Below are 11,970 nucleotides of genomic sequence, written 5' to 3'. Positions count from 1 at the left end.
AGCAAGTTATGTATTATTCTGAGTTGAGCGGATACAGGTACAGCATCATCTCGTCTGAAATACGAGGGGTCATGCTTCTGCACTGTAGCCTTGTCATTCATTGTTGCCATATTGCAAAGGCAATGTCTACTGCAGCTGATTGGCAGCGTTGCCGAACCAGCTTATGGAGTCAGTCAAATAAAGCATCATCAGGCCACCACCACAGCGCCTTATCGCTGCGTTATTATTGATACTGAGTTCACGGCCTGGGAAGGTTCTGCGCAGCGCCAGTGGTCAGCTGAGAACGAACACAGAGAACTGATTCAGATTGGTGCGGTTAAGCTGACAATGACGCAGACCTCCTGCGTTGTCTCAGAGCGTCTGAATATTCTGATAAAACCCGTTATTAATCCAAACTTAAGTGACTACATCATCAATCTCACCGGCATCTCGCAGCCGATGGTGGATGAACATGGCGTTGATGCCGCATCAGCAGTGACAACACTGTATCACTTTTGCGAACATGGACACTTACCTGTCTGGTGTTGGGGAACAGATAATCGGGTTCTTGAAGAGAACGCCAAATTGGGCGGGTTTTCGCTACCGGAGTTTGATCGGGGAATTCACAACTTACAGGCGTTACTGCTGCGTTATGGCGTGCTAGGTAGTGAAAAAGCCAGCGGTGAGCTGGCTTGTGCATTGCAACTTCAGTTAACTGGCCATGCGCACAATGCGCTTTATGACACCGAAAGTATTGCCGCAGCGATGTCCTATTGGTTATCCACTCAGGTTGTTGACCTTAGGTGGATAACCGGAGCAACGTAAGCCTTTACGCATGGGGTCATGATAAAGGCTGGGCGGGGAAAGTTATGCCTGACTTTCCCGGGCAATGGCGCGGTGCGCGATGTCGGTACGGAAGTACACGTCCTGCCAGTTAATCTTGGCAACCAGCTCATAGGCCTGTTGCTGCGCTTCGGTCACATTGTTACCCAATGCTGTAGCACATAAAACACGGCCACCACTGGTAACTACCTTGCCATCTTTTGAGGCAGTGCCAGCATGAAATACCTTGCCATCCAGCTTTGCCGCCTCATCAAGGCCGCTGATCTCATCACCTTTGTTGTAGTTGCCAGGGTAACCACCGGCAGCCAGCACCACACCTACCGCGGCGCGCTCGTCAAATTCAATCCTCTTGCCGTCCAGAGCGCCGTTACACGCATCAATACACAAAGGAACCAAATCGGATTTAAGGCGCATCATGATTGGCTGGGTTTCCGGATCGCCAAAGCGACAATTATATTCAATGACCTTCGGTGTTCCGTCTGCCATGATCATCAGACCTGCATACAGGAAGCCCACATAAGGGTTACCTTCTGAAGCCATCCCGTCGACAGTGGGCATAATCACTTCGTTCATGATGCGCTGGTGGATATCCGGCGTCACAACCGGTGCTGGCGAATAGGCACCCATGCCGCCCGTGTTTGGCCCTTTATCGCCATTGGCGGCGCGCTTGTGATCCTGACTGGTGGCAAACGGCAATACATTTTTGCCATCTACCATCACGATAAACGAGGCTTCCTCACCGTCCAGAAACTCTTCAATGACCACACGGCTACCCGCGTCGCCGAAGGCATTACCTGCCAGCATGTCTTTGATGGCGTCTTCTGCTTCTTCCAGCGTCATCGCGACAATCACGCCTTTACCCGCCGCCAGGCCATCGGCCTTCACGACAATTGGCGCGCCTTTCTCGCGTACATACGCAAGCGCGGGCTCAATCTCGGTAAAGTTCTGATATTCCGCAGTTGGAATGTGGTGACGAGCCAGGAAATCTTTGGTGAACGCTTTTGAGCCTTCCAGTTGAGCGGCTGCCTGAGTCGGACCAAAAATAGTCAGACCGGCAGCGTCAAAGGCATCCACTACCCCTGCTACCAGCGGCGCTTCCGGCCCCACAATGGTCAGCGCAATGTCGTTGTTTCGGGCAAAAGTCAAAAGACCTTCGATGTCTTCAACGCCAATGGCGACATTCTTCACTTTCGATTCGTGTTTGGTGCCGGCATTTCCCGGTGCCACGAACACGGTCGAGACGTCAGAAGATTGTGCGGCTTTCCAGGCAAGCGCATGTTCGCGGCCACCGCCGCCAATAACAAGTACGTTCATCAATGATTCCGTTTATGCTTCAGGTTTTACAAATTTTAATGTCATGCGATTGCTCTCGCCTATGGCAAGGTATTTCGCACGGTCTTCCTCTTTTAATGCCAGTGAGGGGGGCAGTGTCCACACACCTTTGGGGTGGTTTGCATTATCCATCGGGTTGGCATTGATATCACTGCTGGCCTCCAGTTCAAAACCCGCAGCTTCTGCAGCAGCAATCACGAAGTCACGCTTCATGTAGCCGCTTTTTTTCATGTCGGCATCGTTACCAGATGCTGGCATTTCATGTTCTACCACACCCAGAACTCCGCCTGGCTTCAGGGCGTTATAAAAGGCCTTGAAAGACGCTTCCACGCCCTCTTTACCCGCATTCATGTACCAGTTATGTACGTTGCGGAAGGTAAGAACAGCGTCAGCCGTGCCGCGTTCGGTCACTTCCAGCGCATTTTGCGGGTGGAAGGCAGTAACCGTGATCCCCGCATAAGGTGGGTGGCTTTCTACGCGCTCGTTAAACTTTTTCAGTGAGTTCTTGTAGTAATCAGGGGTGCTGTCATCCACAAAGAAATGTGCCGTAACCAGCTCGCCATTGTCTTTTAGCAGATCTGCCAGAATATCGGTATACCAGCCACCGCCCGGCCAGATCTCGATAACTTTCATATCCGGTTCGATACCAAAGAAACGCAGGGTTTGTTGTGGATTACGATATTCATCACGGGCCTTGGCATCGGCGCTACGATGTTCGCTTTTTACCGCCTCGGTAATAGGGTCAGCAGTTACCGATGTGACGGTAAGTGCCAGCGCAGCGGCAGTCAAAATTCGCTTCATTGTCTTCATGGTTATACTTTTCCTTTTCTGTCAAAGTCAGGAGCTTGAGTTAATCGGACTTCACTTAAGACAGCATAAAGTGATGCGACGATTCATACCCGTCGTTGTTAACAAATGATCACCTGAGCTTGTTAGCCATGGGTCATCATTTTGTTGTCATACACCGATAGCACATTCGCGCTTGCGAATGTCATTAGCCTAACCGAGCAGCAGGAAAACACCAGCTTTTCGTCGGCAGCCGGTCGTGAATACCTGATGACCGGCTGCAAGACGACGCCTGTGCTTAATGACGGAAGTGACGCATACCGGTAAATACCATGGCGATGCCATGCTCATCAGCGGCGTCAATCACTTCCTGGTCACGCATCGAGCCACCAGGCTGGATAACCGCCTTGATGCCAGCCTGTGCGGCTGCATCAATGCCGTCGCGGAACGGGAAGAAGGCATCAGACGCCATGACAGACCCTGCGACTTCCAGGTTTTCATCCGCCGCTTTAATGCCGGCAATTTTTGCGGAATACACGCGGCTCATCTGACCGGCGCCCACGCCAATGGTCATGCCGTCTTTGCAGTACACGATGGCATTAGACTTCACATACTTTGCCACTTTCCAGCAGAACATCAGATCACGCAGTTCAGCGTCTGTTGGCTGACGTTTGGTGACGACTTCAAGGTCGTCCATTTCCACCATACCGAAGTCGCGTTCCTGCACCAGCAGACCGCCATTTACACGTTTGAAGTCATACCCTTCAGTAAGCTGGCCATGCCAGTCGCCACACGCCAGCAGACGTACATTTTTCTTCGCCGCAATCACGTCTTTGGCACCTTCAGAAACGGTTGGTGCAATGATCACCTCCACAAACTGACGGTCCACAATTGCCTGCGCAGTGGTAGCATCCAGTTCGCGGTTAAAGGCGATAATGCCGCCGAAGGCTGAGGTTGGGTCGGTTTTAAACGCGCGGTCGTAAGCTTCCAGAATGTTCTCACCAATGGCGACACCACATGGATTAGCATGTTTCACAATAACGCACGCTGGCTCATCAAATTCTTTCACACACTCAAGGGCGGCGTCAGTATCTGCGATATTATTAAATGACAACTCTTTACCCTGAAGTTGCTCAGCGGTAGCCACCGAGGCTTCCTGAATGTCATTTTCTACATAAAACGCCGCGGACTGATGGCTGTTTTCGCCATAGCGCAGGTCCTGCTTCTTGCTTACCTGAATATTGTAGGTACGCGGGAACTCGCTGTGCTCGTGCTCACAGTCGTCTTCACATTCAACCGCATCGATTTTTGCGCCGAAGTAGTTGGCAATCATGCCGTCGTATTCTGCTGTGTGTTCGAACGCTTTTATCGCAAGATCAAAACGCGTCGCATACGTTAGCGAGCCGCTGTTGTCATTCATTTCTTCCAGTACGCCAGCGTAATCTTTGGCGTTAACCACAATGGTAACATCTTTATGGTTCTTCGCTGCCGCACGCACCATGGTAGGACCGCCGATATCGATGTTCTCGATAGCGTCTTCCAGTGTGCAGTCTTCTTTCGCTACGGTTGCGGCAAAAGGATAAAGGTTCACTACCACCAAATCGATAGCCGCAATGTCATTCTCTTCCATTACCGCTTCATCCTGTCCGCGGCGGCCTAAAATGCCACCGTGAATTTTCGGATGCAGGGTTTTCACACGACCGTCCATGATCTCAGGGTGTCCGGTATGCGCCGATACTTCTGTTACCGGCAGGCCGGCTTCGCTCAACAGCTTGGCGGTGCCGCCAGTCGACAGCAGTTCAACGCCTGCCTGATTCAGCGCGGTGGCAAACTCTACAATGCCGGTCTTATCAGAAACACTTAAAAGCGCACGTTTGATGGGTTTAGGTGTATGCATAGTGTGTATAACTTATCAATCGAGAGTGTGAAACAAAAAGAGCACCGAAAGGTGCTCTTGGGGTGGGCGATGCCCAGAAATCTTAGTTCATGCCGTACTGCTTCAGCTTCTTGCGAAGTGTACCGCGGTTGATGCCCATCATGATGGCAGCGCGGGTTTGGTTGCCGCGGGTGTAGGTCATGACTTCTTCCAGCAGCGGTGCCTCAACTTCAGCCAGAACCAGTTCATACAGGTTATCGATGTTGGCGTTGTCAAGTTGCTTAAGGTACTTGTTAACCGCCTGCTTTACGGAGTCGCGCAGCGGCTTTTGAGCTTGAGTTTGTGAAGGCGTAGTTACTGTCGTGGTAAACGGAGAAGTCACATTTTGATCGAACATAATACTTTCTTGCTCTTTAGTTAGTCATCACTATGCTGCGGGGGAAATCTGTCGGGTTTCCCGCTTATGCAGCGATTGAAAATAATCGTCAAGTGCGTTGAGCTGGTCATCGGCCTGCTCAATAGCATTAAACGTTTTACGAAACTGACGCTCCTTATCATGCTCCGCGAGATACCAGCCCACGTGCTTCCGGGCTATTCTTACCCCGGTAATGTCGCCATAAAAGGCGTGCACGTTCGCAACGTGTTCATGTAACACCTGATGTTGTTCAGACAATAAAGGTGACGGCAAGTTCTCTCCGGTTTCCAGGAAATGTAGGATCTGTTTGAAAATCCAAGGATTTCCCTGGGCACCGCGACCAATCATCACGCCATCTGCACCAGTGTATTCCAGCACTTCTTGTGCTTTCTGTGGGGAAGTAATATCGCCATTGGCAATAACCGGAATCGACACAGCTTCTTTAATCTTACGAATTGTGTTGTATTCCGCTTCCCCCCTGTACATACAGGCACGCGTTCTGCCATGAACTGCCAGCGACTGTATGCCGTTTTGCTCTGCAATGCGGGCAATATCTACCCCATTGCGGTTTTCTGTATCCCAGCCGGTACGAATTTTTAATGTCACCGGTACGTCTACTGCGTCTACTACGGCTTTCACAATAGATTCCACCAGGTCGGGGTATTGCAACAGCGCTGATCCAGCCAGTTTTTTATTGACCTTCTTCGCCGGGCAGCCCATGTTGATATCGATGATTTGCGCACCGTTACTCACATTAAACTGCGCCGCCTGCGCCATTAACTCGGGATCCGCACCGGCAATTTGTACCGAACGAATACCGCTTTCCCCGGCATGGTCCATCCGTGACATCGACTTTGCTGTATTCCACACCCGAGGGTTGGACGACAACATTTCTGACACCACCAGGCCAGCACCCATTCTTCTGCATAGCTGTCTGAAGGGACGATCTGTCACTCCAGCCATCGGGGCCAGCATTAAATTGTTATCCAATTTGTATGGTCCGATTTGCATAATAATACACCAACTGCTGTGCAGAAAATAATCACCCGGCTGAAACGGGGCGCTAAGTGTACGTGTTTTCGCAAGGCTTGAAAAGGCTAAAAATCACACAAAATTTATGTTTTCGGTCTTGACAGAATGAATTCATTGGGCTTTTTATATGATTTTACCCAAATCGGGCCCGCCCCCGTGGATAAAGGGGCGTAGAGGTGTTAGCGGTTTGTGAAAAGTGTGTTTGTCAAGGGGCATCAACCTGTGACAATTGTTGTTTGACGCAGTCAGCGGACTGTCGTTTTTAACCTGCGACTAGTCGTTTATAAATCAGACGGATTTACGAATTCCTGAGACGCGCGACCAGTCGCCATCGATGGCGCTGGGTTCGAGATCAAAGTCACGGGAATATGCGGCTTCGATGCGTTCGACCTGCTCGGCCAGTATGCCGGAAAGCACCAGGCGCCCACCGGGTTTGCAGTAAGCGGTGATCACATCCTGCAGGTCGATTAGCGGACCAGATAATATATTCGCCATTACGACATCGGCTTCCAGTGTGGGCTGGTCCTGAGGCAAAAAGACGTTGAGGCGTTCTTCTACCTGGTTTCGCCGCGCATTCTCCATCGATGCCTGTAATGCCTGCGGGTCGATATCAATTCCCACCACCCGCTCAGCTCCCAGCTTCAGAGCAGCAAGTGCAAGAATGCCTGAGCCACAGCCAAAATCGACCACCGTTTTACTTTGCAGGTCCAGTGCATCCAGCCAGCGAAGGCACAATGATGTTGTGGGATGGGTGCCGGTACCAAACGCCAGACCGGGATCCAGCATCACGTTAACCGCTTCCGGATCAGGAACATCCCGCCAGCTTGGGCAAATCCAAAGTCGCTTGCCAAACTGCATGGGATGAAAGTTATCCATCCATTCGCGCTCCCAGTCTTTGTCTTCAAGCGGATCCAGTTTATGCGGGAAGTCGGGTCCTAATAGTTTTGACTGGGACAGACGCGTAATGATGGCTTTCATATCATCGCTGGCGTCGAACAGCCCGACTACTTGAGTGTCCGGCCACAACATGGTCTCGCCGGGTTTAGGCTCATACATAGGCGTATCTTTGGCGTCAACAAAGGTAACTGCTTGAGCACCATTGGCAGAGAGCATGCCACCAATCGATTCTGCATGTTCGGCAGACGTGTTAATACGCAGTTGTAGCCAGGCCATGATAATTTCCAAGTAACTAAAGACAGCGAATTGTAGCAAAGGCGGGTCGTGTCGAGAAACTGCAAAGCATGGGTTATTCAAATAAGTTGCTTGCCTGCGGGAGGTCACGATTTGGCGAAGTAGCGAATTGAACGTTGCGTTCGCCGACCAAGGCGATACACTGAGGTTAAGATTTACTCAATTTGCTTCTTATGCAGCACGTTGTCTTACTGTTGTTTTGTGTCCTGTTATCAATTCCGGCTATCGCCCGGCAAATTGATGTGGTGGTCGGCTGGGATAAACCACCCTACGTGATGGCCGAGACTCATAGTGGCTTTGAACTGGAGTTAGCTCGTCAGATTCTGGCAGAGCTTGGACACGATATTCTTCCCATCTACGTGCCTTTCGGGCGCACTCCCAGACTGATTAATGCGCGCGGAGCCGATATTGGCCTGACAATGAACGCACGTCATCCTGTCGACAATGCGATACTCAGCAATGTCTACGTCGTGTATCAGAATGTCGCGGTCACACTGAAAAAGCGTCATCTGGTGATCCGCGAGGTAAGCGACTTACGACACCATTCGGTTGCCGCGTTTCAAACGGCAAGCCATGTACTTGGTGAAGCCTACCGGGAAGTCGTTAGCCAGCATCCCGGCTATATAGAGATACCGCAACAACGCCGGCAAGTCAGCCTGTTGCTGGCCGGAAGCATCGATGTGGCAGTGATGGACAGAAACATTTTCACCCATCTGCGCAGTAAACAGCCTGCAGAGCGCCAGGCTGAGGTTGATATTCATACGCTGTTTGGGGTGAGCCCCTACCGCGCAGCCATCATTGATGATGAACTGCGCCGCCAGTTTAATCAGACACTGGCGACGTTCATTGAGGATGGACGTTATCAGGCATTAATTGACCAGTTTGGACTGGTTAATCTGCTAAAAGAAATTCCGGTCAGCCGGTCTAGCGAGCATCCATAAAGTCACGAATATCTTTTACCAGCTTATTCAGCGAAGGCTCATGAATATACATCATGTGGCCGGCTTCATAGTAGTGCATAGACACCCGGTCAGTATCGATACCGTGATGCTGCATGGAATATTCGGTAGCAAAGAATGGGGTTGCCATGTCGTAATAGCCATTGGCAATAAAAATGCGGAAGTCCTTGTTCTGACGCATTGCGCGAGACAGGTTGGGTGTCATTGCTAAGAAGCCCTGACTGCGCGGGCTATTACCGACAAGCCAGTTCCAGTTACTGAAGACTTCACCAGACAGCACGTTGTACTTTTCTTCGCGCAGCGTATCCAGCTCGGTGGCCATATAATGTTGTAACGCCGCCGTGTAGGCACCGTCAATGGCGTAAGAAGAAGGATCTGCCTCAAAACGGCTGGTAACCTTCACCGCGTCTTCACCCAAATAGCGGCTATCAAGGCGACCGACTACCTGCCCTCGATCACGCAGCAACTTCTTCATAAACAAAAACTCATTGATGCGCATGTCGGCTTGTTTGAGGTAGGTTTTGCTCAGGCCGGTGAACTGGTGGAGCTGGTCAATTACGTTTTGTTCTTCCTGCTGCGATGCCAAACCGCCTTTTAACAGCACTGTCGCGTAATCGGTCAGCGCGAAATTACGAACCTGTTCCAGAAAACTTTCAAGGCTTTCAAATGCACTTTTGTCAGGTAAGGCATTGTGATACCAGGCGGTCGCCGCAAATGTGGGTAAAAAGGTGATATAAGGCAAGTCGTTGCCATCTGTGAAGTCGCCCGTCTGAAAATCCAGAATAGAAGAAATCAGCAGTACGCCATTCAGATCGATGCTACCCCAGCCTTCCTGCAGCGTTTTTACCATGGCTGCCGCCCGCGTCGTTCCGTAACTCTCTCCTGCAAGGTACTTCGGCGAATTCCAGCGTTTGTTTTTGGTGATATAAACGCGGATAAACTCAGACAAAATGCTGGCATCTTCCTGAACTCCCCAAAAATCCTTCCCTTCGGACTCGCCCAATGGCGTTGAGTAGCCTGTGCCTACCGGATCAATAAAGACGAGATCAGCCATGTCCAACAGGCTGTCAGGGTTCGTTTCCAAAGGAAATGGCGGAGCGCCAACCTGTTCAGCGTCACTTGGCAGTACCACTCTTTTAGGACCAAATAACCCCATGTGCATCCACACGCTGGAAGAACCCGGGCCGCCATTGAAAACAAACATTAATGGCCGGGTGCTGCGGTTGTCTACATCCTCGCGGATATACGCAATGCTAAATATACTTGCGCTAGGTTTACCATCTTTGTCTTTTAGGTGCGTATCGCCAGCATGCACGGAATATTTCACTGTTTCGCCGTTGATGCGCGCTTTGTGCTGAGTCACCTTCATGACGGCTTCAGCGTCTGGCGAGGTGGCTTTTTCATCATCAGCAACGGCGCTTGCAGGCAGCATAATGCTGCCCAACAGCAGAATCGCTACTGTAAGGTATTGGTTGGTTTTGAGCATAATTCTGAGTTCCGGGTTATTGTTTTTGTCGAAGGCTGCCAGAGCCTGTGCAGCGCAACAATGTCTCGTCGTTAAAAATAGCAGTAAATCAGACTGATGGTAACAGGGCGTGGTATATCCGGATTTCCTGATAGCCAGACAAGAAAAATAATGCTGCTAATCGTGTCTGTGTCTGCTGGCGTTGTGATGCCATTAGGTTAAGCCAAACGGTAACAATTGTAATGTGTCTGCAGATACCGCCATTTATTCTGCATGTTGTTGTGGCGGTAACGTAATCCATCGTCACACGGTTATTGTGAACACCGCGGCGGGAGTTTTTGAATGAGCAGAAAACGGCTTGGCGCCGTAGAACGCTTAGAGCCGATAAACCAAAACGTAAAAAAGGAAGACGCTATGACGAAAGGCGCGATACAAGTTGGGAGTCTTATCTGGTTACTGTGGTGCCTGGCAGGATGCGCCGCAACGTCGGGATTGCCCTCGGAAACCCGACACACTAGTACCGCCGTGGCAGCGCCTGAGGTAAACGCCTGGCTGGATCAAACTGCGGTCACGCAGGCGGCAGCCATTCAACGTCAGGAACTGACCTCTGAGGCGCTGGTGCAAGGGTATCTGGCACGGATCCGCGACCTGGACGATAAGATTAATGCGGTATTGGTAGTTAACCCAAACGCATTACAGGACGCCAGGGCACGCGATGACGCCCTGGCTGAAGGTCGGGTAATGGGGCCGCTTCACGGGCTTCCGGTACTGGTGAAAGACAATATTGAGACGCGGGAACTGCCCACCACGGCAGGCTCAATGGCGCTTGTGCAAAACGATACCGGCAGAGATGCTCCCATCATAGCGAGACTTCGGGCAGCGGGTGCCATTATTTTAGGCAAAACCAATTTGTCAGAATGGGCGAATTTCCGCTCTGAGTCATCAATCAGCGGATGGAGTGCAGTAGGTGGGTTGACCCGAAACCCTCATTTATTGAATCGTACTGCCTGCGGTTCCTCTTCAGGTTCAGGGGCGGCGATGGCAGTCAGACTGGCATCAATGGCGATTGGCACTGAGACCAATGGTTCCATCATTTGCCCGGCTGCGATGAACGGTGTTGTTGGTTTCAAGCCTTCTGTGGGCTTTCTGTCCCGCCGGCATATTGTGCCAATTTCGCACACACAGGATACCGCCGGCCCCATGACAGCCAGCGTGATGGACGCGGCCGTCATGTTTCAGGCAATGTCCGGGAAAGATACCGAGGATGAGGCGACAACACAGGCTCCCACATACATGCCGCCTGCCGACAGTATCGCAACGGGAAGTCTCAGCGGTGTGCGGATAGGCGTAATGCGTTACCGTCAGGGTGACAACCCGCATGTGCTGTCTGCGTTTAACGCGTCATTGTCGGTATTGGAAAAAAGCGGGGCTGAACTGGTAGAGATAGCGGACTTTTCTCAGCCTGACAGTTTCTGGCCTGACTCATACAAAGTGTTGTTGAGTGAGTTTCACCACAATGTGAATGCCTACCTGGCGTCGTCTCCAGCTAACCTTCCGGTTCGCTCTTTGTCCGCCCTCATTGACTTTAATGCGCAGTCACAAAGAGAAATGGCGCTATTTGATCAGGATATATTCACGCAGTCATTGCGCGCACCAGCCATAGACAGCGACGCCTACCGCGATGCGCTGGCATTGATTCGGGATACCGCAAGAGATAAAGGGCTTGATGCGTTGCTTAACGATAATAATGTGGATGTGCTGGTGGCGCCGTCCAACAGTCCGGCTTTTCTTATTGACGCCATTTACGGCGACCATGCACCCATGGGATACATTGGTATAGGCTATCTTGCTGCTATCGCCGGCTACCCGCACCTGACTGTACCGGTGGCAGAAATAAAGGGGCTTCCTGTTGGGCTGAGTGTCATCGGCGGTCAGTGGCAGGACATGAAAGTGCTGATGGTTGGCTATCAGTTTGAGCAGGCGCTTGGATTTACCCCCGAAGCGCAATTGTTGGAAAGCCGCATGCAGGCGTATCCGCACTGGTTTTCGCCGCTAAACGACGCGCAAGATACACCCTAGTATCACTCAGTGA

10 protein-coding genes are annotated in these 11,970 nt (G+C 51.3%); 3 read left to right on the top strand and 7 right to left on the bottom strand.

All coding sequences use genetic code 11. The features are described 5' to 3' along the window. Positions 1-90 precede the first annotated feature (90 nt). A complete protein-coding gene (locus ACLBLI_RS18525) occupies positions 91-804 on the top strand; it encodes an exonuclease domain-containing protein (RefSeq protein WP_414829004.1) in 714 nt (237 codons plus the stop codon). Between the two features lie 42 nt (positions 805-846). Here the strand turns inward: ACLBLI_RS18525 and purD are convergent, their stop codons facing one another. From purD to prmA, 6 genes are all read right to left on the bottom strand, one after another. Further along, positions 847-2,136 (bottom strand): phosphoribosylamine--glycine ligase, encoded by a 1,290-nt coding sequence (purD, locus tag ACLBLI_RS18520; protein ID WP_414829003.1) that lies wholly within the window; start codon positions 2,134-2,136, stop codon positions 847-849. A gap of 12 nt (positions 2,137-2,148) precedes the next feature. After that, entirely contained in the window at positions 2,149-2,964 is an 816-nt protein-coding gene (locus tag ACLBLI_RS18515) for a class I SAM-dependent methyltransferase (protein WP_414829002.1), read from the bottom strand. A 274-nt stretch (positions 2,965-3,238) separates the two neighbouring features. After that, entirely contained in the window at positions 3,239-4,837 is a 1,599-nt protein-coding gene (gene purH, locus ACLBLI_RS18510) for a bifunctional phosphoribosylaminoimidazolecarboxamide formyltransferase/IMP cyclohydrolase (RefSeq protein ID WP_414829001.1), read from the bottom strand. Between the two features lie 82 nt (positions 4,838-4,919). After that, positions 4,920-5,213, bottom strand: a complete 294-nt coding sequence (gene fis, locus ACLBLI_RS18505) for a DNA-binding transcriptional regulator Fis (RefSeq protein ID WP_018982332.1) — start codon at positions 5,211-5,213, stop codon at positions 4,920-4,922. 30 nt (positions 5,214-5,243) lie between these two features. Beyond that, a complete protein-coding gene (dusB, locus tag ACLBLI_RS18500; RefSeq protein WP_414829000.1) occupies positions 5,244-6,242 on the bottom strand; it encodes a tRNA dihydrouridine synthase DusB in 999 nt (332 codons plus the stop codon). 309 nt (positions 6,243-6,551) lie between these two features. Next, positions 6,552-7,436: a 50S ribosomal protein L11 methyltransferase gene (gene prmA / locus ACLBLI_RS18495; RefSeq protein ID WP_414828999.1), complete on the bottom strand. Its 885-nt coding sequence runs from the start codon at positions 7,434-7,436 to the stop codon at positions 6,552-6,554. A 191-nt stretch (positions 7,437-7,627) separates the two neighbouring features. On the opposite strand from prmA, the gene ACLBLI_RS18490 reads away from it, so the two are divergent. After that, on the top strand, positions 7,628-8,395 hold the full coding sequence (locus ACLBLI_RS18490; RefSeq protein ID WP_414828998.1) for a substrate-binding periplasmic protein: 768 nt from the start codon (positions 7,628-7,630) through the stop codon (positions 8,393-8,395). Here ACLBLI_RS18490 and ACLBLI_RS18485 read toward each other — a convergent pair. Continuing rightward, positions 8,379-9,899 carry a S10 family peptidase gene (locus ACLBLI_RS18485; protein ID WP_414828997.1) on the bottom strand — a complete coding sequence of 507 codons (1,521 nt, stop codon included), beginning with the start codon at positions 9,897-9,899 and terminating at the stop codon, positions 8,379-8,381. The genes ACLBLI_RS18490 and ACLBLI_RS18485 overlap by 17 nt on opposite strands. Positions 9,900-10,220: 321 nt before the next feature. On the opposite strand from ACLBLI_RS18485, the gene ACLBLI_RS18480 reads away from it, so the two are divergent. Continuing rightward, positions 10,221-11,957 carry an amidase gene (locus ACLBLI_RS18480; protein WP_414828996.1) on the top strand — a complete coding sequence of 579 codons (1,737 nt, stop codon included), beginning with the start codon at positions 10,221-10,223 and terminating at the stop codon, positions 11,955-11,957. Positions 11,958-11,970: the final 13 nt, after the last annotated feature.

It is taken from the genome of Alteromonas sp. H39 (assembly GCF_047556435.1).
GTDB lineage: Bacteria > Pseudomonadota > Gammaproteobacteria > Enterobacterales > Alteromonadaceae > Alteromonas.
The sequence above is the reverse complement of the archived record's forward strand: the minus strand, read 5'-3'. Positions and strand labels throughout refer to the sequence as shown.

Coding starts and splice junctions, on each gene's coding strand:
- purD (WP_414829003.1), bottom strand. CDS start 2,136: ATGAACGTACTTGTTATTGGCGGCGGTGGCCGCGAACATGCGCTTGCC.
- ACLBLI_RS18515 (WP_414829002.1), bottom strand. CDS start 2,964: ATGAAGACAATGAAGCGAATTTTGACTGCCGCTGCGCTGGCACTTACC.
- purH (WP_414829001.1), bottom strand. CDS start 4,837: ATGCATACACCTAAACCCATCAAACGTGCGCTTTTAAGTGTTTCTGAT.
- fis (WP_018982332.1), bottom strand. CDS start 5,213: ATGTTCGATCAAAATGTGACTTCTCCGTTTACCACGACAGTAACTACG.
- dusB (WP_414829000.1), bottom strand. CDS start 6,242: ATGCAAATCGGACCATACAAATTGGATAACAATTTAATGCTGGCCCCG.
- prmA (WP_414828999.1), bottom strand. CDS start 7,436: ATGGCCTGGCTACAACTGCGTATTAACACGTCTGCCGAACATGCAGAA.
- ACLBLI_RS18490 (WP_414828998.1), top strand. CDS start 7,628: ATGCAGCACGTTGTCTTACTGTTGTTTTGTGTCCTGTTATCAATTCCG.
- ACLBLI_RS18485 (WP_414828997.1), bottom strand. CDS start 9,899: ATGCTCAAAACCAACCAATACCTTACAGTAGCGATTCTGCTGTTGGGC.
- ACLBLI_RS18480 (WP_414828996.1), top strand. CDS start 10,221: ATGAGCAGAAAACGGCTTGGCGCCGTAGAACGCTTAGAGCCGATAAAC.